At 67.3% G+C, this 22,730-nt stretch carries 21 protein-coding genes; 11 read left to right on the plus strand and 10 right to left on the minus strand.

The window, feature by feature from the left end; genetic code table 11:
- Window position 1: 1 nt before the first annotated feature.
- The 6 genes from ABKS89_RS20130 to ABKS89_RS20155 all read right to left on the minus strand — a co-directional run bounded on the left by ABKS89_RS20130 (window position 2) and on the right by ABKS89_RS20155 (window position 6,620).
- Window positions 2-802, minus strand: a complete 801-nt coding sequence (locus ABKS89_RS20130) for an acyl-CoA thioesterase (RefSeq protein ID WP_138214844.1) — start codon at window positions 800-802, stop codon at window positions 2-4.
- 112 nt (window positions 803-914) lie between these two features.
- Window positions 915-1,685 (minus strand): CHAD domain-containing protein, encoded by a 771-nt coding sequence (locus ABKS89_RS20135; protein ID WP_138214845.1) that lies wholly within the window; start codon window positions 1,683-1,685, stop codon window positions 915-917.
- Window positions 1,686-1,753: 68 nt separating this feature from the next.
- A complete protein-coding gene (locus ABKS89_RS20140; protein ID WP_138214846.1) occupies window positions 1,754-3,769 on the minus strand; it encodes a transglutaminase TgpA family protein in 2,016 nt (671 codons plus the stop codon).
- Entirely contained in the window at window positions 3,766-4,719 is a 954-nt protein-coding gene (locus ABKS89_RS20145; protein WP_138214847.1) for a DUF58 domain-containing protein, read from the minus strand. Before ABKS89_RS20145 ends, ABKS89_RS20140 begins: the two co-directional genes overlap by 4 nt.
- Before the next feature lie 10 nt (window positions 4,720-4,729).
- Window positions 4,730-5,647, minus strand: coding sequence for an AAA family ATPase (locus ABKS89_RS20150; protein ID WP_138214848.1), 918 nt, complete (start codon window positions 5,645-5,647; stop codon window positions 4,730-4,732).
- Between the two features lie 112 nt (window positions 5,648-5,759).
- Window positions 5,760-6,620 carry a LysR family transcriptional regulator gene (locus ABKS89_RS20155; RefSeq protein ID WP_138214849.1) on the minus strand — a complete coding sequence of 287 codons (861 nt, stop codon included), beginning with the start codon at window positions 6,618-6,620 and terminating at the stop codon, window positions 5,760-5,762.
- Window positions 6,621-6,752: 132 nt separating this feature from the next.
- Here ABKS89_RS20155 and ABKS89_RS20160 point away from each other — a divergent pair, with 132 nt between their 5' ends.
- Window positions 6,753-7,202, plus strand: a complete 450-nt coding sequence (locus ABKS89_RS20160) for a multidrug/biocide efflux PACE transporter (protein ID WP_348586792.1) — start codon at window positions 6,753-6,755, stop codon at window positions 7,200-7,202.
- A 62-nt stretch (window positions 7,203-7,264) separates the two neighbouring features.
- Here ABKS89_RS20160 and pyrF read toward each other — a convergent pair whose 3' ends face one another.
- From pyrF to ABKS89_RS20175, 3 genes are all read right to left on the minus strand, one after another.
- Window positions 7,265-7,963 (minus strand): orotidine-5'-phosphate decarboxylase, encoded by a 699-nt coding sequence (pyrF, locus tag ABKS89_RS20165; RefSeq protein WP_017517590.1) that lies wholly within the window; start codon window positions 7,961-7,963, stop codon window positions 7,265-7,267.
- A 100-nt stretch (window positions 7,964-8,063) separates the two neighbouring features.
- On the minus strand, window positions 8,064-8,987 hold the full coding sequence (locus ABKS89_RS20170; RefSeq protein ID WP_348586794.1) for a response regulator: 924 nt from the start codon (window positions 8,985-8,987) through the stop codon (window positions 8,064-8,066).
- A 2-nt stretch (window positions 8,988-8,989) separates the two neighbouring features.
- Window positions 8,990-10,291 (minus strand): sensor histidine kinase, encoded by a 1,302-nt coding sequence (locus ABKS89_RS20175; RefSeq protein ID WP_348586795.1) that lies wholly within the window; start codon window positions 10,289-10,291, stop codon window positions 8,990-8,992.
- A 301-nt stretch (window positions 10,292-10,592) separates the two neighbouring features.
- Between ABKS89_RS20175 and eat the strand changes: the two genes are divergently transcribed.
- From eat to ABKS89_RS20200, 5 genes are all read left to right on the plus strand, one after another.
- Window positions 10,593-11,957 (plus strand): ethanolamine permease, encoded by a 1,365-nt coding sequence (eat, locus tag ABKS89_RS20180; protein ID WP_192295053.1) that lies wholly within the window; start codon window positions 10,593-10,595, stop codon window positions 11,955-11,957.
- Between the two features lie 57 nt (window positions 11,958-12,014).
- Window positions 12,015-13,388, plus strand: coding sequence for an ethanolamine ammonia-lyase subunit EutB (locus tag ABKS89_RS20185; RefSeq protein WP_348586797.1), 1,374 nt, complete (start codon window positions 12,015-12,017; stop codon window positions 13,386-13,388).
- Window positions 13,389-13,400: 12 nt separating this feature from the next.
- Window positions 13,401-14,177 (plus strand): ethanolamine ammonia-lyase subunit EutC, encoded by a 777-nt coding sequence (gene eutC, locus ABKS89_RS20190; RefSeq protein ID WP_348586798.1) that lies wholly within the window; start codon window positions 13,401-13,403, stop codon window positions 14,175-14,177.
- 47 nt (window positions 14,178-14,224) lie between these two features.
- The gene (locus ABKS89_RS20195; RefSeq protein WP_138214856.1) at window positions 14,225-14,395 is read left to right on the plus strand and encodes a DUF2897 family protein; all 171 of its coding nucleotides are present in this window, start codon (window positions 14,225-14,227) and stop codon (window positions 14,393-14,395) included.
- Between the two features lie 100 nt (window positions 14,396-14,495).
- Window positions 14,496-15,260 carry a CPBP family intramembrane glutamic endopeptidase gene (locus tag ABKS89_RS20200; protein WP_138214857.1) on the plus strand — a complete coding sequence of 255 codons (765 nt, stop codon included), beginning with the start codon at window positions 14,496-14,498 and terminating at the stop codon, window positions 15,258-15,260.
- Window positions 15,261-15,402: 142 nt separating this feature from the next.
- On the opposite strand, the gene ABKS89_RS20205 is transcribed toward ABKS89_RS20200, so the two are convergent.
- On the minus strand, window positions 15,403-16,023 hold the full coding sequence (locus tag ABKS89_RS20205; protein ID WP_218187697.1) for a TetR/AcrR family transcriptional regulator: 621 nt from the start codon (window positions 16,021-16,023) through the stop codon (window positions 15,403-15,405).
- A 219-nt stretch (window positions 16,024-16,242) separates the two neighbouring features.
- On the opposite strand from ABKS89_RS20205, the gene ABKS89_RS20210 reads away from it, so the two are divergent.
- From ABKS89_RS20210 to atuE, 5 genes are all read left to right on the plus strand, one after another.
- Window positions 16,243-18,039 carry an acyclic terpene utilization AtuA family protein gene (locus ABKS89_RS20210; protein ID WP_348586800.1) on the plus strand — a complete coding sequence of 599 codons (1,797 nt, stop codon included), beginning with the start codon at window positions 16,243-16,245 and terminating at the stop codon, window positions 18,037-18,039.
- A 111-nt stretch (window positions 18,040-18,150) separates the two neighbouring features.
- Complete coding sequence (locus ABKS89_RS20215) at window positions 18,151-19,026, plus strand: SDR family oxidoreductase (protein ID WP_081518674.1); 876 nt, start codon at window positions 18,151-18,153, stop codon at window positions 19,024-19,026.
- A gap of 3 nt (window positions 19,027-19,029) precedes the next feature.
- Complete coding sequence (gene atuC, locus ABKS89_RS20220; protein WP_348586801.1) at window positions 19,030-20,646, plus strand: geranyl-CoA carboxylase subunit beta; 1,617 nt, start codon at window positions 19,030-19,032, stop codon at window positions 20,644-20,646.
- Window positions 20,647-20,750: 104 nt separating this feature from the next.
- Window positions 20,751-21,911, plus strand: a complete 1,161-nt coding sequence (gene atuD, locus ABKS89_RS20225) for a citronellyl-CoA dehydrogenase (RefSeq protein ID WP_081518676.1) — start codon at window positions 20,751-20,753, stop codon at window positions 21,909-21,911.
- A 4-nt stretch (window positions 21,912-21,915) separates the two neighbouring features.
- On the plus strand, window positions 21,916-22,710 hold the full coding sequence (gene atuE / locus ABKS89_RS20230; protein WP_348586802.1) for an isohexenylglutaconyl-CoA hydratase: 795 nt from the start codon (window positions 21,916-21,918) through the stop codon (window positions 22,708-22,710).
- Window positions 22,711-22,730 lie beyond the last annotated feature (20 nt).

Raw genomic sequence — 22,730 nt, forward strand, 5'->3', positions numbered from 1 at the left:
TCTAGCCGAAGATGGTCACCGTCTGCCGGCCAATCGCCAGGAGCTGGCCATCCGCCGACCAGGTCTGCGCCGCAATATGGCCGTAGCCATCACGCGCATGCTCGATGGTTGCCAGGTACTGACACCAGCCATTGGCCGGCATCGACGGCAGCGGCTGGACGAACTCCACAGTCCAGGTCAACGAACTGGAGGGTGCCGGTGACTTCAGGTGCGGCAGGTTGGCCGGCGGCCAGGCGTCGATCAGCGCCAGCAGGTGGCTGATCTCCATCGGCTCGTCGCCCACGTCATCGCCACGAAAACGCATCCAGCCACCCATCTCGCGCTCGCGGCTGGCCGAGAACGGCATGTGCCCGACGGCCCAGCGCATGGCGATGTTCTGCGTAAACGCCGGCATCAGCTTGCGGATGTAGGGCAGTTCCTGGCAGTCCTCGACGGCCTTGAAGGCCGGTGGCGGCAGGCCCTCCATCTGCACGCTGGACTCGCGCGCCACCCCGAAGCTGCCTTGCGCCAGCAGCACCACCTGGCCGTTCTGCACGGCGCGGCAGGACACCTGGCTGACCGACTTGCCCTCGCGCAGGACTTCGGCCTCGAAGCTCACCGGCACTTCCACCTCGATGGGGCCGACGAAGGTGATCGCCAGCGAACGCACCGGCCGCCCGGCTTCGGCCACCGACGCCATGGCCTCGTAGGCCAGCGCCGCCACCAGGCCGCCGAAACTGGCGCGGCCCTGGGCCCAGGCGGCAGGGATGACGATGGACAACGGCGCGGTACGCGCCGCCCGGAGCATTTCGCTGAAGGACATGATCGGACTTCCCTGAGGCTTCTGGAGAAAGGCAACTGGTTGCGATCTTAGGGGCAGCGGCAGCCCCGGCAAACCATCCAAAGCCTTGTCCCCTGCAGGAAATGCCCTGTCATCAATGGCCTCTATGCAGGGCCTTCTCCAAGGCTTCCAGGCTTTCGTCGGCGAGGCGCTCGGCGAGGTCGTGGCGGGCGTTCCAGTGCGGTTGCAGCGGCATCAGGTCCAGCTCGCGCTCACTGCGGATCAACCACTGCTCGTAATCATGCCAGTCGCCGAGGGCCGATTGCGCGTCCTTCAGCGGCGCCAGCAGGCGTTGCGGCACGGCGGACTCCTCCGGGTAGGCCTCCAGCGAATAGCGCACCCGTTTGATCAACAGGCGCAGGCGGTGACGGTCGTGGGCAGGGTCTTTCAGGGCATCGCGCAGCTTCTGCCACTCCCGGGCCAGGCGTTTTTCCACCTTGTGGTGCAGCCCCTTGAGCACGCCGTGGCGCTCGGACGTACGCCATAGCTGTGGCCAGCCGTCCAGGCGCATCATCAGGCGCTCCCACTGCGGGCTGGCGAGCAGCGTGGCGTAGCCGGAGATCAACGCCGGCCGGCGCAGCGCAGCGGCACGCTCGTAGCCTTCGGCCTCCAGCACCGGCAGCAGCACTTCGAGGTCGCGCAGCGGACCGCTGAGCCGGCCCATGTCGCCCAGTGCCTGCTCCAGCTCGTCGATACCGGGCATGCCCCGCACCGGGTGCAGCAGACTGCGCAACCGGCGCACGGCGATGCGCAGGTCGTGCAGCGCTTCCGGGTCGGATTCGGCCTTCAGGCGGGAAGACGCGGAGAACAGCGCAACCTCCTGCTCGATCAGATGGCTTACCAGGTAATCGCAGAAGGAGGTCACGGCAGGCTCCACTCAGAGGATGAAATATCAGGTTAGCCCCGGCCGACGCAGCGGCAAGGGGCGCAATGTCACGTTCCGTTTCCGCGTGACAGTCGCAGACGCCAGGGCAGCTCGCGGCGCAGGCGCGCCAGGTGCCCACGGAGCTCGGCTGGCGACGCAGCCGCACCGCCGTAGCGCTGTTTCTCAAAGGCATCCAGATAGCGGCGGATTGCCTGTGCATGGGCCGGCAAAACCTTGATGGCGCGACGACAGAAATCCCGCGCGCCTTCACCCGGCTCGCGGCGCATGCCCAGCGGCGCGAGTATCCGCTCGAAGCGCTGGAAGCTGCGCAACTGGACATCGGCGGTGCGCTGCCAGGGCTTGAACAGCACCAGCGCCAGCAGGCCCAGCAACAGCGCGCCGCCGCCGATCAGCAGGGCGCCGATCCATTGCTGGTCGAGCCCGCCTAACCAGCGTTTGAACATGTCGCCCTGCTGCTCGGCCTGGTAGCCCAGAACCCAGCGTTGCCAGCCATAGTTGGCGTCGTCCCAGGCCATGCGCAGTTGATTGAGCAGCGCGAAATTGCGGTAGCGCAGGGGCGAGAACGGATCGGACTCCAGGAAGCTGCCTTCCTGGCTCAGGGCCGCTTCCAGCCCCTGCTCGATGCGTTCGGGAGCCACGGCTCCCGTGGGGTCGACCCGCGTCCAGCCGCGGCCACGCTGCCAGTACTCCACCCAGGCATGGGCGTCGAATTGACGTATCGCCAGGTAATTGCCCGAGCTGCTGGCCTCGCCGCCCTGGTAGCCGGTGACCACGCGAGCCGGAATACCGGCTGCGCGCAGGACGAAGGTCATGGCGCCGGCATAGTGCTCGCAGAAGCCGGCGCGGGTATCGAAGAGAAAACCGTCGATGCGCTCCGGGCCGGCATCCGGCGGCCGGAGTGTGTAGCGGAAGGGTTGCTCGCGGAAGCTCCTCAGCATCGCCTGCACCAGCTCTGCCGGCTGTGGGTAGCGTTCGCGCAGTTGTTGCGCCCAGGCGCGAGCCTGAGGATTACCGCCTTGCGGCAAGGCGAGGTTGAGCCGTTGCGCGCGGGCGGCGTCATCCGGCTCCAGCCGTGCGTCCGGCCAGGAGGTGGCACGGTACATCAGCCCCTGGCGCACCGGGAGGCGCCGTTCCAGGTGGAAATCGCTCATCATGCGCGCGTCGCCAAGGCTGGTCTGCGCCACATCGAGGGCGAACAGCCAGGGCCGGCCGTTGGGCTCCATGATCACCTGGTACTGCAACGGCTGGCCCCGCTGCTGCCATTGCGGCGGGCGATCGCCACGCTGGAATGCGGTGCTCCAGCGCACGCCGTCGAAGCGTTCCAGGGTCAGCGCCCGCCAGTACAGCTGCGAACGCGGTGGCGGCTGACCGTCGAAACTCACCCGGAAGGCCAGCGCGGGAGACTGGCTCAGCTCGACCATGTCCCCTGGCGCCATGCTGTCGCTCAGCCCGGTCATGGCCTTGTCGCCCGGCAGCGGTAACGACCACAGCGGCCCCATGCGCGGGAACAGCAGGAACATCAGCAGCATCAGCGGCAGCGCCTGCAACAGCAGGCCGCCGGCCAGACGCAGGGTGGCCATCGGGCGCGCGGCGAAGCTGCTCTGCTGCAGGCCGATGGCCGCCGCCAGCAAGGCCAGCACCGGAAGCAGGCTGAAGGCGGCGGCAATGATGTCGTCCTGGAACAGGTAACTGGTGGTCACCGCGAAGAAGCCCAGCAGGATCAGCACCCAGGCGTCGCGGCGGGTCTTGAGTTCCACCAGTTTGACCACGAAGGCGGCGATCAGCAGCACCACGCCGGCATCCAGCCCGATCAGCGAGCCACGGGAGAACCACACGCCCACCCCGGCCGCCGCCACCAGCGCCAGCTTGGCGACGCCGCTGGGGTAGTTGGCGCGCATGCGGAACACCTGGATGCGCCAGGCCGCACAACCCAGCCACAGCGCGACGATCCACAACGGCAAGTGCTCGAGGTGCGGAATGATCACCACCGCCTGGGCCACAAGCAGCCAGGTGAGTGCGACCCGTGGAATCGGCTGGGCGGAAGCGGCAGTCGCGCTGCTCATCGCTTCGCCCCATGCAGCGCCAGGGCACGCAGGCAGGCATCGCGATGGGCATCATCCAGGCCGACCGAAAGTTGCGCATCCGGCAAGCGCAGGCCGAAGGGTTGCTGACGCAGCGACAGCTGCAGAACCCAGTAGCACAGGCGTGAAAGGCGCCCCTCGGTGTCGCCGCCCAGGCTGTTGAACTCCAGCCAGACGTTGCGCCCGGCCAGCGCGGAGAAGTCCTTCACCAGCAGGCCCTGGCCGCGCGAGTAGGCCTTCCAGTGCAGGCGCCGGCGCGAGTCACCCGGCTGGTAGGGCCGCAGTCCCTGGAAATCATCGACGCCACGCCCCGTGGGACGCACGCCCTCTTCGTCATTCTCTGCCGGCCCGCCTTCGAGCGGCAGGTCGCCGGGCTGCGGGTGCGGGTAGACCAGCACCGACTGGTCCAGGTCGACCCAGCTCCAGGCCACCAGCAGCCCCAGCGGGAAACGGCTTTCCACGCGCAGGCGACCGGGGCGCAGCCAGCCCCGTCGCTGCGCTGTCATCGTGAGCAGCACTTCTTCGGCGTGGTCTGCCGTGACATCGGCGAACTGCATGCGTTCGGCCTCCCAGCCCAGACCGATGGCCTGCCGGGCCCTGCCTTCGCCTTCCAGGCGCACGCGAAAAGCGGCCTGTTCGCCGACGAACACCGGCTGCGCGCCGAGCGCCGTCAGACGCAGGCCGCCGAGGTTCCGGTAGGTGTGCAGGATGGCGACGATGAACAGCGACAACAGCAGGAAGGTCAGGCCGTACGCCAGGCTGTTCTGGTAATTGATCGCCGTGAGCAGCATCAGCAGCAGGGCAACGCCGAACGCCATGCCCTGCCGCGTGGGGATGATGAAGATGCGCCGCTGATTGAGCTGCAGCGACGGTGATGGAGGTATGCGCCGGGCTATCCAGCTCTGCCACAGCGGCCTGACCCTGACGAGCATGGCAAGCCCCTCAGAGAGCCGGGACTTCGCGCAGCAACCACTGCACCAGCGCGCCGCCGCCATGGCCGGCCGGGTCCGCCTGGTCACGCAGGCGATGGCCGGCCACCGAGGGCAGCACGGCCTGCACATCTTCAGGGATCACATAGTCGCGCCCGCCCAGCAGCGCCCAGGCACGGGCCGCCGCCAGCAACGCCAGACTGCCGCGCGGCGACAGGCCGAGGGCGAAGGCGGGCTGGGTGCGCGTAGCCTCCACCAGGCGCAGCACGTAATCCACCAGGGCATCGCTGGCACGCACTTCCAGCACTTCACCCTGCAGCGCCTGCAGTTCCTGTGGATCGAGCATCGGCTCCAGGCGCGGCAACAGATCGCGGCGCGCCTCGCCCAGCAGCAGCGCCTTCTCGGCGGCGCGGCCGGGGTAGCCCAGGGACAGGCGCATGAGGAAGCGGTCGAGCTGGGACTCGGGCAGCGCGAAGGTACCGCCCTGGGTCACCGGGTTCTGCGTGGCGATGACGAAGAAGGGCTCGGGCAGCGGACGGGTCGCACCCTCGATGGTCACCTGGCCCTCCTCCATGGCCTCGAGCAGCGCGCTCTGGCTCTTGGGCGTAGCGCGGTTGATCTCGTCGGCCAGCACCAGCTCGGAAAAGATCGGCCCGGCGTGGAAGACGAACTGCCCGGTGTCCTTGTCGAACACCGAGGTACCCAGCACGTCGCCGGGCAGCAGGTCGGAGGTGAACTGGATGCGCTGGAAGCTCAGCCCCAGCACCCGCGCCAGGGCATGGCTGAGGGTCGTCTTGCCCATGCCGGGCAGGTCTTCGATGAGCAGGTGACCGCGGGCCAGCAGGCAGGTCAGTGCCAGTCTCACCTGCACTTCCTTGCCGAGCAGTACCTGATCGACTGCCTTCAGACAATTCTCCAGCTTGGCGTGCATCCTTACCCTCTCTTCCCCGGAAAACTCCGATCCTACTGGTCCAGGACAGAGCATCAAAGGCTTCGACACATTTAGTCCGCAATCTGTGATGCAGAGCTGTGATCCAGAGCGCCTAGCGCCCCAGCAGGCGCTCCGCCAGCCAACTCGCGGCAGGCCCCAGCCGACGTTGCCGCGACCAGATCACGTCCACCGCCACCCGGCGCGGCCAGCCAGCGACCTTCAGCTCCTGCATACGCCCACTGGCGAAACGTCCTACCATCCAGCTGGGCAATTCGATCCAGCCAAAGCCCAGTACCGCCATGTCCAGCAACAGCAGGTAGTTTGGCGCGCTCCAGCAGCGGCCGCCGAGCATCGGTGCGGCGTCATCCAGGTAGGTGTTCAGGCGCAGCGCCCGGTAGGCCAGCAGGTCCTCGCGCTCTACCTGCGCGCGGGCGGCAAGCGGATGATCGCGGCTGACGAAGAGGCCGAACTCGGCCTGTTCGCTCAGGGTCGCCGAGCTGACGTCCGGCGGGTAATCCCTCTGAGCCGCCAGCAGGCCGAGGCTGGCGCGGCCCTGGACGACCAGGTCGAGCACGTCGCTGTCCTCGGCGATCAGCCATTCGAACTCCAGGTCCGGATAACGCGCATCGATCTCCGCCAGCCGGGCCTCGAATTCGGCCGACTGGTAGGTGTCGGACATCGCCAGCGTCACCCGCGACTCCAGGCCTCCGACGAGCTGGTGGGCGAGCTGGCCGAGGCGGTCGTTGGCCATCAGCACTTCCTCCACCCGCCCGAGCAGCGCGTGGCCGGCCTCGGTCAGCTGCGGCTGGCGGCTGCTGCGGTCGAACAGGGTCAGGCCGAGGTCGATCTCCAGGCGGGCGATGGCCTCGCTCACGGTGGACTGGCTCTTGCCCAGCTTGCGCGCGGCGGCGCTGAAGGACCCCAGGCAGGCGGCCTCGGCGAAGGCCTGCAGGGATTCGGGGGAATATTGCATCGTGGCACCCTCTTCCATCGGTTAAGCCGATGGTATCCAACTTAGATCCAGCCGGTCGACCGATGATAATGGCGCCGGACCGACGGAGTCGGCCTTCTCGTGAATTGAGAGCTTGATGCCTGGAGATATCCCATGACTCCCACTAAAACCCTGAAAGAGCGGATGTTCCACGCCGGCCTTTTCGAACTGCTGGCGGTGGTCATCTGCGCACCGACCCTGGCTTGGCTGATGGACAAACCGCTGGGCCACATGGGCGCCATGACCCTGATGTTCTCGGCCATCGCCACCGTGTGGAACATGCTGTTCAACACCGCCTTCGACCGCGCGCAGAACCGCATGGGCTTCAGCCGTACCCTGTCGGTGCGTGTGCTGCATGCCTCGCTGTTCGAACTGGGCCTGATCATCCTGCTGGTGCCGCTGGCCGCCTGGTGGCTGTCGGTGAGCCTGCTGCAGGCGTTCATCCTCGACATCGGCCTGGTGCTGTTCTTCCTGCCCTACGCGCTGGTGTTCAACTGGGTGTATGACGTACTGCGCGAGCGCTGGGTTGGCCGGGCGCAGTCAACCGCCCAAGCCCACGGCTGAAACGAAAAGCCGAAACAGAAAAGCCCGCATCACTGCGGGCTTTTTCATGTCCGAAGAAAGCTTCAGGCCAGGCTGGCAGCGATCTCGGCCAGGGCCTTGGCCGGGTCGGCGGCCTGGCTGATCGGGCGGCCGATCACCAGGTAGTCGGAGCCGTTGTCCAGCGCCTGGCGCGGGGTGAGGATGCGACGCTGGTCATCCTGGGCGCTGCCGGCCGGGCGGATGCCGGGGGTGACCAGTTGCAGCGCCGGGTGCGCGGCCTTGAGCGCCGGCGCCTCCTGGGCGGAACACACCAGGCCGTCCATACCAGCTTTTTGGGCGAGACTAGCAAGCCGCAGCACCTGCTCCTGGGGCTCGACGTCCAGGCCGATGCCGGCCAGGTCCTCGCGCTCCATGCTGGTCAGCACGGTCACGCCGATCAGCAGCGGCGACGGGCCATTGAAGGCGTCCAGGGTCTCACGGCAGGCGCTCATCATGCGCAGGCCGCCGGAGCAGTGCACGTTGACCATCCACACGCCCATCTCGGCGGCGGCGCGCACGGCCATCGCGGTGGTGTTGGGGATGTCGTGGAATTTCAGGTCGAGGAAGACTTCGAAACCGCGGCTGTTCAGGGTCTCGACGATACCGGCGGCGCAGCTGGTGAACAGCTCCTTGCCTACCTTCACCCGGCACAGTTTCGGGTCCAGCTGGTCGGCCAGCGCCAGCGCGGCTTCGCGGGTGGGGAAATCCAGGGCGACGATGATCGGGGTCTGGCAGGCGGACATGGGCTCTCTCGCGGGTATCGAAAAAATCGGCGCGCATTGTCGCAGAAACGCGCCGACTTCCGTAGCCCGCCCGGCAGGAATGCTGCGTCGCCGACGGCGATCAGGCACTCAGCCGCTCGCGCAGGCGGCCGAGCATGCCCAGCAGGCTGCCGACCTTCTCGCGCTCGCGCTCCTCGCGCGGCACCTCGGCGATGCGCGCGACCTTCTGCTCGGGCTGTGCGCGCCATAGCAGCGCCTGCTCGGCGGCGGCCTTCAGGCCCTTCTCGAACAGCCCGCGACGGATCGGCTTGGGCAGGTAGCGGAAAATCTGAGCCTGATTGATCAGCGCCAGCAGGTCCTGGGTGTCACGGAACGGCGTGACGACGATGCTCAGCAGGCGCGGGTGGGCCTGGGCCAGGGACTTGAGCAGCGGCGCGGTGTCTTCGCCGGCGAGTTTCAGGTCGCTGACGAGGATGTCGATGGGCTCGCTGTTCAGCCGCACGATGGCCTCGGCCAGGTTGCGCGCACGGTGCAGTTGGTGGGTGCCGGCGCTGCAGAACTCGCCGACACAGGCCAGGGTTTCGGGGTCCTCGTCCAGCAGCAGCACGTTGAGCGGCGCGACCACGCGGCTGATGGCCTTGGTATCGATAGGCTCGGCCGGCGCCTGGCGCTGGGCGATCTCCGCCGCCTGGCGCAGGGTGAAGGCCATTTCCTGCGGGTCCCAGGGCTTGGTCAGGTAGCGGAAGATGCCGCCGCTGTTAAGCGCCTCCACTGCTGCGTCGAGGTCGGAATAACCGGTCAGCAGGATGCGCAGGGTATCCGGGGCGATCTCCTGGGCCTGGGCCAGCAGCTCGGCGCCGGTCATCTGCGGCATGCGCTGGTCGCTGACGAGGATGTCGATGCGCTCCTCGCGCAGGCGCTGCAGGGCCTTGTGCGGGTCGGTCTCCACCCGCACGTCGTAGTGACGGCGGAACTGCATCGCGAGGCTGCGCAGGATGCGCTCCTCGTCATCGACGAAGAGGATGCGGACAGGCTGCTGGCTCATGTTCAGGCGCTCCGTTTCAGTTCGCTGGCCTGCGCGAGCGGCAGGCTGATGAGGAATCGCGTGCCGCGTCCGGGCTCGGACGCCACGCGGATGCGGCCGCCGTGGTCCTGGACGATCTTGTAGCTGATCGACAGGCCCAGGCCGGTACCCTGCCCCACCGGCTTGGTGGTGAAGAAGGGGTCGAAGATGCGCACGCGCACCTCCTCGTCCATGCCCTTGCCGTTGTCCTGCACCGAGACGTGCACATGGGTTTCGTCCGCCCAGGACTTCACCTGGATCAGGCCGAATTTCTCCATGGCCTGGGCGGCGTTGGTCAGCAGGTTGAGCAGCACCTGGTTGATCTGGCTGGCGGCGCAGGCGACCTTGGGCAGCGCGCCCAGCTGGGTGGCGACCTCGGCCTTCTCCTTGATGCTGTTGCGGGCGATCAGCAGCGCGCTGCGCACGCAGTCGTTGAGGTCGACTTCCTCGCTGCGGGCGCGGTCCAGGCGGGCGAAATCCTTCAGCCCGCCGACCAGCTCGCCGATCTGCGCAAGGCCGAAATCGGTGTCGCCGAACAGCTGGTCGAGATCACCCACCAACTGTTCCAGCGCCGCGTCGTCACGGGCCTGCTCGAAGGCGGCACGGGCGCGGACCAGTTGCTCGGGAGCGCAGGCCGTATCGTCCAGGCACTCATTGAGCAGCGTTTGCGCCTCGGTCAGGCCGAGCAGCGGGATCAGCAGTTCGCGCAGCAGCGCGACGTTGTTCTTCACGTAGCCCAACGGGGTGTTCAGTTCGTGGGCGACGCCGGCGACCATCTGCCCGAGGGAGGCCATCTTTTCCGACTGCACCAGCTGCGCCTGGGATTCGCGCAGGTCCTGCAGGGTCTTGTTGAGCACGCGGTTGCGCTGGGCGACGCGCTGCTCCATGGCCTTGAGCAGGTCGAGCACCGTGCCGAGGCCGAGGTAGCGGCCCTGCTCGTCGATCAGTACGAAGTCCTCGGTGATCGGGTAGCGCAGTTGCGCGGTGACCTGCTGCGAGGCCTCTTCGAGACTGAGGTCGGCGCGCACCTTCAGCGGCTGCGCGTTCATCACATCGCTGGCCGGGCGGCGGCCCCAGAGGTCGCGGCCGAAGCGCTGCATGAAGATGTCCTGCAGGCCGTTGCGGCTGACCAGCCCCAGCGGCATTCCGGCGGCATCCACCACCGGCAGCGAGAGGAAGGAACGGTGCTCGGCATCGAGGAAGCGTTCAGCCACGTCGCTGATACTCAGTTCCGGGGCCAAGGGCGCTACCTGGCGCAACAACTCATGCAGGGCGCGGGTGGTCATTGGCGAATCTCCGGTCGCTGGGATGGGCGCCAGTAGAGCAGCGGCAGATTGCCATCCTGTGACAGCCGTCGCGCGGCCAGGAAGCTTCACGGCGCGGTCATCGCACTGCAACAAGCGCCGCGGCGGCGCACCCGAACGGGACGCGCGAAACACCACCGCACCGCTTCGAAGCAGGCGAACAGGTGGCGAATGTTCACGAAACGACGCGATCTGGCAGTTTGCGACCGTGTTCCGGGGAATGGCACGGCCACTGCACGACTGCACAGGTCGTGTCTTTCATCCTCTGTCCTGGAGACCTCGCATGAGCACGCAACTCAAACCCACCCTCGGCACCCTGCACCTGTGGGGCATCGCCGTGGGCCTGGTGATTTCCGGTGAATATTTCGGCTGGAGCTATGGCTGGGGCGTGGCCGGCACCCTCGGCTTCCTGGTCACCACCCTGCTGGTGGCGACCATGTACACCTGCTTCATCTTCAGTTTCACCGAGCTGACCACCGCCATTCCCCACGCCGGCGGCCCCTTCGCCTACAGCCGCCGCGCCTTCGGCGAGAAAGGCGGGCTGGTGGCCGGGCTCGCCACGCTGATCGAGTTCGTCTTCGCCCCGCCGGCCATCGCCATGGCCATCGGCGCCTACCTCAACGTGCAGTTCCCGTCCCTCGATCCGAAGCACGCGGCGGTCGGCGCGTACCTGATCTTCATGACCCTGAACATCCTGGGCGTCAGCATCGCCGCCACCTTCGAGCTGATCGTCACGATCCTCGCAGTGGCCGAGTTGCTGGTGTTCATGGGCGTGGTGGCGCCGGGCTTCAGCTTCAGCAATTTCGTGCTCAATGGCTGGGCCGGCTCCGACAGCTTCGGCGGCGCGGCCATCGGCGGGATCTTCGCGGCGATCCCCTTCGCCATCTGGTTCTTCCTCGCCATCGAGGGCGCGGCGATGGCCGCCGAGGAAGCCAAGGACCCGAAACGCACCATTCCCAAGGCCTACGTCAGCGGCATCCTGACCCTGGTGGTGCTGGCGCTCGGGGTGATGCTGTTCGCCGGCGGCGCGGGGGACTGGAAGGCCCTCTCGGGAATCAACGACCCACTGCCACAGGCCATGAAGATGGTGGTCGGCGAGAACTCCGGCTGGCTGCACATGCTGGTGTGGATCGGCCTGTTCGGCCTGGTCGCCAGCTTCCACGGCATCATCCTGGGCTACTCGCGGCAGTTCTTCGCACTGGCCCGCGCCGGCTACCTGCCGCGCGGCCTGGCCAAGCTCTCGCGTTTCCAGACGCCGCACCGGGCGATCATCGCCGGCGGCCTGGTGGGCATCGCGGCGATCTACAGCGACGGCCTGATCGCCCTGCAGGGCATGAGCCTGACCGCGGCGATGATCACCATGAGCGTGTTCGGCGCCATCGTCATGTACATCATGAGCATGCTCAGCCTGTTCAAGCTGCGCCGCAGCGAACCGGACCTCGAACGCAGCTTCCGCGCGCCGGGATTCCCCGTGGTGCCGGGCATCGCCCTGGCGCTGGCCGTGCTGTGCCTGGTAGCGATGGTCTGGTTCAACCTGCAGATCGCCGGGATATTCCTGGCCTTCATGGCAGCCGGCTTCGTCTACTTCCAGCTCACCGCCGCCCATCGCGCCAGCGCCCCGGCGGACGCTATGCTGACGGGAGCCTGACAGCCACCCACTGCGCGCCGGTTTTCGCGGCCGGCGCGCAGCCACCGGGACGTTCGCATGCCGTACCAGACCACCGTCGGTAGCCTGACCTACCGCTTTGCCGACCTGAAGACCCTGCTCGCCAAGGCCAGCCCGGCGCGTTCCGGCGATGCCCTGGCGGGTCTGGCCGCCGACAGCTACGAAGAGCGCATGGCAGCGAAGATCGCCCTCGCCGACGTGCCGCTCCAGCGCTTCCTCGACGAGGCGCTGATTCCCTACGAAGCCGATGAAGTCACCCGGCTGATCATCGACAGCCATGACGCCAACGCCTTCGCGCCGATCAGCCACCTCAGCGTCGGCGACTTCCGCGACTGGCTGCTGCTGGACAGCACCGACAGCTCTACGCTGTCGGCTGCCGCCAGGGGCATCACGCCGGAGATGGCCGCAGCGGTGAGCAAGCTGATGCGCAACCAGGACCTGATCCTCGCGGCGAAGAAGTGTCGCGTGGTAACCCGATTCCGCAACACCATCGGCCTGCCCGGCCACCTCTCGGTGCGCCTGCAGCCCAACCACCCCACGGACGATCTGCGCGGCATCGCCGCCAGCATGCTCGACGGCCTGCTCTACGGTTCCGGCGATGCGGTGGTGGGCATCAACCCGGCGAGCGATTCGCCAGCCACGCTGATGCAGCTGTGGCGGATGATGGACGAGCTGCGCCAGCGCTTCGAGATTCCCCTGCAGAGCTGCGTGCTCACCCACGTCACCTCGCAGATCCAGGCCATCGAGGCCGGCGCGCCGATCGACCTGGTATTCCAGTCCATCGCCGGCACGCAGAAGACCAACGAGAGCTTCGGCATCGACCTCGCCCTGCTGCGCGAGGCCCACGCGGCCGCGCTATCGCTGGGGCGCGGCACGCTGGGCGACAACGTCATGTACTTCGAGACGGGCCAGGGCAGCGCCCTCTCCGCTGGCGGCCACCACGGCGTCGACCAGCAGACCTGTGAAGCCCGCGCCTACGCCGTGGCCCGCGAGTTCCGCCCGCTGCTGACCAATACCGTGGTCGGCTTCATCGGCCCGGAATACCTCTACGACGGCAAGCAGATCATCCGCGCCGGGCTGGAGGATCACTTCTGCGCCAAGCTGCTGGGCGTACCCATGGGCTGCGACGTCTGCTACACCAACCACGCCGAAGCCGACCAGGACGACATGGACAACCTGCTGACCCTGCTGGGCGCGGCGGGCATCACCTTCATCATGGGCATCCCCGGTGCCGACGACATCATGCTCAACTACCAGAGCACCTCCTTCCACGACGCCCTCTACCTGCGCAGCACCCTGGGCCTGAAACGCGCACCGGAATTCGACGCCTGGCTGGCGAAGATGGCGATCACCGAAGCCTCGGGGCAGTTGCGCCCGATCGGCCGTGGCCACGACCTGCTGCGGACCTTCTGAGGAGCTGGAAACATGGACCTGATCCAGAACGACCCGTGGGACGAACTGCGTGCGCACACTTGCGCGCGCATCGCGCTGGGCCGCGTCGGCTCCAGCCTGCCAACCCGCGAGGTGCTGAAGTTCGGCCTGGCCCACGCCCAGGCCCGTGATGCGGTACACCACCCGCTGGACTTCGAGGCGCTGCAGCAGGCGCTGGCCCACGAAGGCTTCCGCGTCCTGCGCGCGCGCAGCGAAGCGCCGGACCGCCAGACCTACCTGCTGCGCCCGGACCTGGGCCGCGCGCTGCACCCGGACAGCCAGTGGCAGCTCAAGGGCGAGAAGATCGCGGCGGAGCTGGTCATCGTGATCGCCGACGGCCTCTCCTCCTTCGCCATCGAGCAACACGCGCTGCCGCTGCTGAGCGCCCTGCGCGAGCGCTTCGCCACCGATTGGCAGCACACGCCAGTGGTGCTCGCCGAACAGGGCCGCGTGGCCATCGGCGACAGTATCGGCGAGGCACTGGGAGCGAAGCTGGCACTGGTGCTGATCGGCGAGCGCCCCGGTCTCAGCTCGCCGGACAGCCTCGGTCTCTACCTCACCTGGCAGCCGCGCGTAGGGCGCATGGACAGCGAGCGCAACTGCATCTCCAACGTGCGCCCACAGGGCCTGCCCTACGAGCTGGCGGCGCACAAGCTCGCCCATCTGCTGCAACAGGCCCTGCGCCTGCGGGTGAGTGGCGTGCGGCTCAAGGACGACAGCGACCTGCCCGAAGCAATCGCTGTGAACCGGCCCGCGCCTGACAAGGTCTGAATCACAGCGTATCGTGACCTTCTACTGCCACTGTCGGAGACGGGACCATGCCCTGGTATGCCTGGTTGATCATTGCCCTTGCCATGGGCTCCATCGTCGGCGCGCTGATGATGCTGCGCGACACCGCGAAGAAGCTCCCGCTCACCGAGGAACAGCTCAAGCGCATCCACGAGCGCAACGCCGAGATGGATGCCAAGGAAGCCGACGACAAGCGCTGAGAGTCGCCTAACTGACTGACGCTTCAGTCAAAAACTGGCCATAGCCATGGCCAGCGGCAGTCGAAATTGCCTAGACTGCGCCTCCTTGATGGAGGAAAGAATGCTCAGGAAACTCCTGCCGCTGCTGCCAATCGTGTTGTTGCTCTGCGGATTCGCGCTGGGTTTCGTCCAGCCGGTGGGGTTGCTGATCGGCGCCGTCTACGTCGCCTGGACCCTCTACGGCGAGCATCGCCTGCCGCGCCTGCTCTGGTGGCTGGTGTGCCTCGTGCTCAGTATCGCCCTGGCCGCGCACCTGCTGCCGGGCACTACCTCCTGGACCCTCTGGCCGGTACGCCAGCTCAGCCCGGACGCCCCCGTCTATGCCCTGCACCTGTCCTGGGACAAGGCGCTGGTGGGCGCGACCCTGCTGGCCTGGTGGCTGCGCCGTGACCCGGTACCGACGGAGAAGCGCTCGCCGGACTTCGCCGCCATCGTCATCGTCACCACGCTGTTCGCCGTGCCGCTGGTAGCCGTCGCCGGTGGCCTGGTGGTGTGGAATCCGAAATGGCCGCCTGGCTTCTGGCTGTGGATGCTGGTCAACGTCTGCGTGATCTCGCTGACCGAGGAAGCCTTCTTCCGCGGCCTGCTGCAGACTGAACTGGTGCGCCGCTTCGGCGCCGTCGCCGGGGTCGCGGCCGCCAGCGTGCTGTTCGGCATGGTGCACTGGCCGATCAACCCGCTGTTCGCCGTGGTCGCCGGCATCGCCGGGCTGGGCTACGGCCTGGCCTTCCACTTCAGCGGCCGCCTGGTGGTGCCGATCCTTCTGCATGCTGCGGTGAACTGCCTGCACCTGCTGCTGTTCAGTTATCCGTTGCGGATTATCTGAGCCAGGCAAAAGCATTCCTGTAGGGCGCATAACCCGGCACGGGTTATCCGCCGATGCCATGGCGGCGGATAACGCTGGCGCGTTATTCGCCCTACGTGTGCAAGCTCGCTCCTACGAAGAGCCCTGCGCCAAGCGCTGGAAATTAATCGCGCATCACCAGCAGCAACGCCTGCTCGGCCAGCTCGTCGAGGGTCAGGCTGCCTTCGGGGCGGAACCAGGTGATGGACCAGGACAGCGCCCCGGTGAGGAAGCGCCGCAGGATGAACGGATCGCCCTGGCTGAAACCGGCCAGGCGCGCCTCTTCCAGCACCTCCAGCCACATCTGCTCGTAGATGTCGCGCAGGCTGAGGATGTACGCCTGACCCTCTTCCGACAGCGAGCGCCATTCGTAGACCAGCACTGCCATCGCCTCGCCGGTGCCGCCAGTGATCGACTGCAGCTCGCAGCGGATCAGCGCCAGCAAGCGCTCGCGCAAGGTCGTCGCGTCGGCCAGCGCGGCGCGCATCAGGGCGGTGTTGTAGAGGATGGTTTCCTCCATCACCGAGCGGAGGATTTCGTCCTTGCTCTTGAAGTGATGGAAGATGCTGCCGGACTGAATGCCCACGGCGCCGGCCAGGTCGCGCACCGTGGTGCGCTCGTAGCCCTTGCTGCGGAACAGGTGCGCGGCCGTGTGCAACAGCTTGCCGCGGGCGCTCTCCGGGTCGGTGATCTGCCCGGTCTTGACCAGCTCCAGCATAACTTCGCGGGCTTTGCGGTCATCCACGCTGTTCTCTCCCCATGAGGCCCATCGGCCGGTCTGCTCAGGGCGATTCATCGAAACGCCCTGCAAGTGCTTGTGTTGTCTGACGAAATGTAAGCCCCCGAAGCCCAACCAAGCAAGCGCTTGGCCATCCATTGGTTGGGGTTGTTGTTCTTTCGGGGCTTTTCAACCAAGCGCTTGCTTGGTAATGTCGATCCATCACTCAGCGTCACGGGCAGAACAATGACTAGAACCGTACGTATCGGCTGCGCCTCCGCCTTCTGGGGCGACACCTCAACCGCCGCCGCTCAACTGGTGCGCGGCGCGGACATGGATTACCTGGTATTCGACTACCTCGCCGAAATCACCATGTCGATCATGGCCGGCGCCCGTCTGAAGAATCCCGAGGCAGGCTACGCCACCGACTTCGTCGAAGTGATGACACCCCTGCTGGGTGACATCGCGGCGAAGCAGGTGCGCGTGATCAGCAACGCTGGCGGGGTGAATCCCTCGGCCTGCGCCAGCGCCCTCGCCGCCGCCTGCGAGAAGGCCGGCGTGGCGCTGAAGATCGCCGTGGTGCAAGGCGACAACCTGCAGCCGCGCCTGGGCGAACTGGCCAAGGCCGGCATCCGCGAGATGTTCTCGGGTGCGCCGATGCCGCCGATGTGCGTCTCGGTCAACGCGTACCTCGGCGCCCCCGGCATTGTCGAAGCGCTGAAGGCCGGCGCCGATATCGTCATCACCGGCCGCGTGGTGGACAGCGCAGTGGTCAGCGCCGCCCTGGTACACGAATTCGGCTGGGCCTGGAACGACTACGACAAACTGGCCCAGGCCGCGCTGGCCGGGCACATCATCGAGTGCGGCGCGCAGTGCACCGGCGGCAACTTCACCGACTGGGAAAGCGTGCCGGACTACGAGCACATCGGCTTCCCGCTCGTCGAAGTACAGGCCAGCGGCGACTTCGTGGTGACCAAGCCGCAAAGCACCGGCGGGCTGGTGACGCCGCTGTCGGTGGGCGAGCAGATGCTCTACGAGATCGGCGACCCGCGCGCCTACCTGCTGCCTGATGTGGTCTGCGATTTCACCCAGGTCGAACTCGCCCAGGTGGGCGACAACCGCGTGGCCGTCAGCGGCGCACGCGGCCTGCCGCCGACCGGGCAATACAAGGTCAGCGCGACCTACCCCGACGGCTTCCGCTGCACCGCCAGCTGCCTGATCGCTGGCATCGACGCGGTGAAGAAGGCCGAGCGGGTCAGCCAGGCGATCATCGCCAAGACCGAGGAAATCCTCATGGAACGCGGTTGGGGTCCGTACCGTGAGGTCAGCGTGGAGTTGCTCGGCAGCGAGGCCACCTACGGCCCGCACGGGCGCCGCAGCGACAACCGCGAAATCGTGGTGAAGCTCGCCGTGCGCCACAGCCGCAAGGAAGCGCTGGTGCTGTTCTCCCGCGAGATCGCCCAGGCCGCCACCGGCATGGCGCCGGGCCTGACCGGCATCGTCGGCGGCCGCCCGACCGTGTACCCGGTGATCCGTCTGTTCTCTTTCCTGATCGACAAGGACCGCTGCGAGCTGGCCGTGGACATCGACGGTGAGCGCCACGGCGCCGCCCTGCCCGCCCTCGACGCCTTCGACCCGGCCGCGCTGGCCGACGATATTCCGGTACCAGCCGCCAAGGGCCCGGCCCAGGCCAGCGTACCGCTGGTGAAGCTGGCCGTGGCGCGCTCCGGCGACAAGGGCAACCACAGCAACATCGGCGTCATGGCCCGCAAGGCTGAATACCTGCCGTGGATCGCCGAGGCGCTGAGCGAAGGCGCCGTGGCCGAGTGGATGCAGCACGTGCTCGACCCGCAGCGCGGTCGCGTCAGCCGCTGGCACCTGCCGGGCAGCCACAGCCTGAACTTCCTGCTGGAGAACGCGCTGGGCGGCGGCGGCGTCGCCAGCCTGCGCATCGACCCGCAGGGCAAGGCCTTCGCCCAGCAGTTGCTGGAATTCCCGGTGGCGGTGCCGCAGCACATCGCCGACGGACTGAACGCGCGCTGATGAAATGAACGTAGGGCGCATAACGCCACCGGCGTTATCCGCCAATCACAAACGGCGGATGAAGCGTGCCGCTTCATTCGCCCTACGGGATACCTCGGAGTCAGAACCACAATGAGCTACGACTCGATCTTCAAAGCCGGCCTGTTCGACGGCCAGACCATCATCGTCACCGGCGGCGGCAGCGGTATCGGCCGTTGCACCGCCCACGAGCTGGCTGCCCTCGGCGCCCACGTGGTGCTGGTCGGGCGCAAGGCGGAAAAGCTGGAAAAGACCGCCGGTGAAATCATCGAGGACGGCGGCAGCGCCAGCTGGCACAGCTGCGACATCCGCGACGAAGAAGCGGTGAAGGCGCTGGTGGCGCAGGTCATCGCTGAGCGCGGGCCGATCCATCATCTGGTCAACAACGCTGGCGGCCAATACCCCGCGCCGCTGGCCTCGATCAACCTTAAGGGCTTCGAGGCCGTGGTGCGCACCAACCTGGTGGGCGGCTTCCTGATGGCCCGCGAAGTGTTCAACCAGAGCCTGAGCAAGACCGGCGGCAGCATCGTCAACATGCTCGCCGACATGTGGGGCGGCATGCCCGGCATGGGCCACTCCGGCGCCGCCCGCGCCGGCATGGAAAACTTCACCAAGACCGCTGCCATCGAGTGGGGCCACGCCGGGGTGCGGGTCAACGCCGTGGCGCCGGGCTGGGTCGCCTCCAGCGGCATGGATACCTACGAAGGTGCGTTCAAGGCAGTGATCCCGACCCTGCGCGAGCACGTGCCGCTCAAGCGCATCGGCACCGAGTCGGAAGTCTCCGCCGCCATCGTCTTCCTGCTCTCCCCCGGCGCCGCGTTCATCAGCGGCAACACCATCCGCATCGACGGCGCCGCCAGCCAGGGCAGCCGCGCCTTCCCGCTGGTGAAGGGCAAGCCGGGGCAGAGCCGCTCCTACAACGGCTTCCACCGCGCCTACCTGCCGGACGTCCTCAAGGATCAGGAGTAAGCGATGCCCGTCATCCAATCCGAAATCGATCCCCAGGGCGAAGACTTCGCCCGCAACCGCGAGGCCATGCTGGCCGCTGTGGCGAGCTTCCGCGAGGTCGAACAGAAGGTGCTGGACAAGGCCGCCGAGGCCAAGCCCAAGTTCGACAAGCGCGGCCAGCTGCTGCCGCGCGAACGCCTGAACCTGCTGCTCGACCCCGGCGCGCCGTTCCTCGAGATCTCCTCGCTGGCCGGCTACAAGCTGCATGACGACAAGGACGGTACCCAGGCCGGCGGCGGCATCATCTCCGGCATCGGCTACATCGCCGGCGTGCGCTGCCTGGTCACCGCCAGCAACAGCGCGATCAAGGGCGGCACCATCTCCCCCACCGGGCTGAAGAAGACCCTGCGCCTGCAGCAGATCGCCTTCGAGAACAAGCTGCCGGTGGTGGCGCTGACCGAGAGCGGCGGCGCCAACCTGAACTACGCGGCGGACATTTTCGTCGAGGGCGCTCGAGGCTTCGCCAACCAGGCACGCATGTCGGCGATGGGCATTCCGCAGGTCACCGTGGTGCACGGCTCGTCCACCGCCGGCGGCGCCTACCAGCCAGGGCTGTCGGACTACGTGGTGGTAGTGCGTGGCAAGGCCAAGATGTTCCTCGCCGGCCCGCCGCTGCTCAAGGCCGCCACCGGCGAAATCGCCACCGATGAAGAGCTGGGTGGCGCCGAACTGCACGCCCAGGTTGCCGGCACCGCCGAATACCTGGCGGAGAACGACGCCGACGGCGTGCGCCTGGCCCGCGAGATCCTCGCCGCGCTGCCGTGGAACGCGCAGTTGCCGGCGCGCCCGAAGCAGGAATGGGACGCCCCGCTGCACCCCGCCGAGGAGCTGCTCGGCGTGGTCCCAGCGGACGCCAAGAAGCCCTATGACGTGCGCGAGATCGTCGCGCGCATCGCCGATGGTTCGCGCTTCCTCGACTTCAAGAACGAGTTCGACAGCCAGACCGTCTGCGGCCACCTGCACATCGAAGGTCACGCCTGCGGCCTGATCGGCAACAACGGCCCGATCACCCCGCAGGGCGCGGCCAAGGCGGCGCAGTTCATCCAGCTGTGCGAGCAGAGCAACACGCCGATCCTGTTCCTGCACAACACCACCGGCTTCATGGTCGGCACCGAGTCCGAGCGCCTGGGCGTGATCAAGCACGGCTCAAAGATGATCCAGGCCGTAGCCAACGCCACGGTGCCCAAGCTCACCCTGGTCGTCGGCGGCTCGTACGGGGCCGGCAACTACGCCATGTGCGGCCGCGGGCTGGACCCGCGCTTCATCTTCGCCTGGCCCAACAGCCGCACCGCCGTGATGGGCGGCGCCCAGGCCGGCAAGGTGCTGCGCATCGTCACCGAGGAAAAGCACGCCAAGGAGGGCAAGGAGCCCGACCCGAAGATGCTCGACATGCTCGAACAGATGACCGCGCAGAAGCTCGACGCCCAGTCCACCGCGCTCTACGGCACGGCAAGCCTGTGGGACGACGGGCTGATCGACCCGCGCGACACCCGCGCGCTGCTCGGCTACCTGCTGGACATCTGCGCGGAGGCGGCCGTACGGCCGCTGAAGAACAACAGTTTCGGCGTTGCACGATTTTGACCGTAGGGCGCATGACGCCCCCGGCGTCATCCGCCAAGCCGGCAAATAAAGCGTTCCGCTTTATTTGCCCTACCTGACTTGAAAGATCCCACGGAGAACAAGAAATGATCTTCACCCAGGAACACGAAGAACTCCGCCGTACCGTCCGCAATTTCGTCGAGCGCGAGATCAATCCCTACGTCGACGAATGGGAAAAGGCCGGTCGCTTCCCGATCCATGAAGTCTTCAAGAAGGCCGGCGACCTGGGCCTGCTGGGTATCTCCAAGCCGGAGAAATTCGGCGGCATGGGCCTGGACTACAGCTACTCGGTGGTCGCCGCCGAAGAGTTCGGCACCATCCATTGCGGCGGCGTGCCGATGGCCCTGGGCGTGCAGACCGACATGTGCACCCCGGCGCTGGCGCGCTTCGGCTCCGACGAGCTGCGCGAGGAATTCCTGCGCCCGGCCATCGCCGGCGAGATGGTCGGCTGCATCGGCGTCTCGGAAGTCGGCGCCGGCTCCGACGTGGCGGGCCTGAAGACCACCGCACGCAAGGATGGCGACGACTACGTCATCAACGGCAGCAAGATGTGGATCACCAACTCGCCGTCCGCCGACTTCATCTGCCTGCTGGCCAACACCTCCGACGACAAGCCCCACGTCAACAAGTCGCTGATCATGGTGCCGATGAAGTCCAAGGGCATCAGCGTCAGCCCGCACCTGGACAAGCTCGGCATGCGCAGCTCGGAGACCGCCCAGGTGTTCTTCGACGACGTGCGCGTCCCCCAGCGCAACCGCATCGGCGCCGAGGGCGCGGGCTTCATGATGCAGATGCTGCAGTTCCAGGAAGAACGCCTGTTCGGCGCCGCCAGCGGGATCAAGGGGCTGGAGTACTGCGTCAACGCCACCATCGAGTACTGCAAGGAGCGCAAGACCTTTGGCCAGTCACTGATCGACAACCAGGTCATCCACTTCCGCATGGCCGAACTGATGACCGAGATCGAGTGCCTGCGCGCCCTCACCTACCAGGCCACCGAGCAGTACATCCGCGGCAAGGACGTGACCCGCCTGGCCTCCATGGCCAAGCTCAAGGTCGGCCGCCTGGCCCGCGAAGTCACCGACGCCTGCCTGCAGTACTGGGGCGGCCAGGGCTTCATGTGGGAGAACCCGGTCTCCCGCGCCTACCGTGACACCCGCCTGGTGTCCATCGGCGGCGGTGCGGACGAAATCATGCTAGGCATCATCTGCAAGATGATGGGCACCCTGCCGGGCAAGAAGAAGGGCTGATGCCATGACCCTGCCGAACTGCGAAACCCTGCTGCTGGAACGTGACGGCGGCGTGCTGCACGTCACCCTGAACCGCCCGGACAGCCGCAACGCCATGAGCCTGGCGATGGTCGGCGAACTGCGCGCGTTGCTTGCCGCCGTGCGCGACGACCGCAGCGTGCGCGCCATCGTCCTGCGCGGCGCCGGCGGGCACTTCTGCGCCGGTGGCGACATCAAGGACATGGCCGGCGCCCGCGCCGCCGGTCCCGATGCCTACGCCGCGCTGAACCGCGCCTTCGGCGGCCTGCTGGAGGAAGCCCAGGCGCAACCCCAGGTGCTGGTCGCCGTGCTGGAAGGCGCGGTGCTTGGCGGTGGCTTCGGCCTCGCCTGCATCTCGGACATCGCCCTGGCGGCGGCGGACGCGCAGTTCGGCCTGCCGGAAACCAGCCTCGGCATCCTGCCGGCGCAGATCGCGCCCTTCGTGGTGAAGCGCATCGGCCTGACCCAGGCGCGCCGCCTGGCGCTCACCGCCGCCCGCTTCGATGGCCGCGAGGCGCTGCGCCTGGGCCTGGTGCATGTCTGCGCGGACAGCGCCGAGAGCCTCGGCGAACAGCTTGCCCAGACGATCGACCAGGTGCGCCGCTGTGCCCCCGGCGCCAATGCCGCGACCAAGGCGCTGCTGCTGGCCACCGAGAGCGAAGCGCTTGGCCCGCTGCTGGACGACGCTGCTCGTCAGTTCGCCGCCGCAGTGACCGGCGCGGAAGGCGCCGAAGGCACCATGGCCTTCGTGCAGAAACGCAAACCGAACTGGGCGCAGTGACCCAACGCGCGCACCGAACA

The organism is Pseudomonas sp. LABIM340, assembly GCF_040017195.2.
Classification (GTDB): Bacteria; Pseudomonadota; Gammaproteobacteria; order Pseudomonadales; family Pseudomonadaceae; genus Pseudomonas.

Coding starts and splice junctions, on each gene's coding strand:
- ABKS89_RS20130 (WP_138214844.1), bottom strand. CDS start 802: ATGTCCTTCAGCGAAATGCTCCGGGCGGCGCGTACCGCGCCGTTGTCC.
- ABKS89_RS20140 (WP_138214846.1), bottom strand. CDS start 3,769: ATGAGCAGCGCGACTGCCGCTTCCGCCCAGCCGATTCCACGGGTCGCA.
- ABKS89_RS20145 (WP_138214847.1), bottom strand. CDS start 4,719: ATGCTCGTCAGGGTCAGGCCGCTGTGGCAGAGCTGGATAGCCCGGCGC.
- ABKS89_RS20150 (WP_138214848.1), bottom strand. CDS start 5,647: ATGCACGCCAAGCTGGAGAATTGTCTGAAGGCAGTCGATCAGGTACTG.
- ABKS89_RS20155 (WP_138214849.1), bottom strand. CDS start 6,620: ATGCAATATTCCCCCGAATCCCTGCAGGCCTTCGCCGAGGCCGCCTGC.
- ABKS89_RS20160 (WP_348586792.1), top strand. CDS start 6,753: ATGACTCCCACTAAAACCCTGAAAGAGCGGATGTTCCACGCCGGCCTT.
- pyrF (WP_017517590.1), bottom strand. CDS start 7,963: ATGTCCGCCTGCCAGACCCCGATCATCGTCGCCCTGGATTTCCCCACC.
- ABKS89_RS20170 (WP_348586794.1), bottom strand. CDS start 8,987: ATGAGCCAGCAGCCTGTCCGCATCCTCTTCGTCGATGACGAGGAGCGC.
- ABKS89_RS20175 (WP_348586795.1), bottom strand. CDS start 10,291: ATGACCACCCGCGCCCTGCATGAGTTGTTGCGCCAGGTAGCGCCCTTG.
- eat (WP_192295053.1), top strand. CDS start 10,593: ATGAGCACGCAACTCAAACCCACCCTCGGCACCCTGCACCTGTGGGGC.
- ABKS89_RS20185 (WP_348586797.1), top strand. CDS start 12,015: ATGCCGTACCAGACCACCGTCGGTAGCCTGACCTACCGCTTTGCCGAC.
- eutC (WP_348586798.1), top strand. CDS start 13,401: ATGGACCTGATCCAGAACGACCCGTGGGACGAACTGCGTGCGCACACT.
- ABKS89_RS20195 (WP_138214856.1), top strand. CDS start 14,225: ATGCCCTGGTATGCCTGGTTGATCATTGCCCTTGCCATGGGCTCCATC.
- ABKS89_RS20200 (WP_138214857.1), top strand. CDS start 14,496: ATGCTCAGGAAACTCCTGCCGCTGCTGCCAATCGTGTTGTTGCTCTGC.
- ABKS89_RS20210 (WP_348586800.1), top strand. CDS start 16,243: ATGACTAGAACCGTACGTATCGGCTGCGCCTCCGCCTTCTGGGGCGAC.
- ABKS89_RS20215 (WP_081518674.1), top strand. CDS start 18,151: ATGAGCTACGACTCGATCTTCAAAGCCGGCCTGTTCGACGGCCAGACC.
- atuC (WP_348586801.1), top strand. CDS start 19,030: ATGCCCGTCATCCAATCCGAAATCGATCCCCAGGGCGAAGACTTCGCC.
- atuD (WP_081518676.1), top strand. CDS start 20,751: ATGATCTTCACCCAGGAACACGAAGAACTCCGCCGTACCGTCCGCAAT.
- atuE (WP_348586802.1), top strand. CDS start 21,916: ATGACCCTGCCGAACTGCGAAACCCTGCTGCTGGAACGTGACGGCGGC.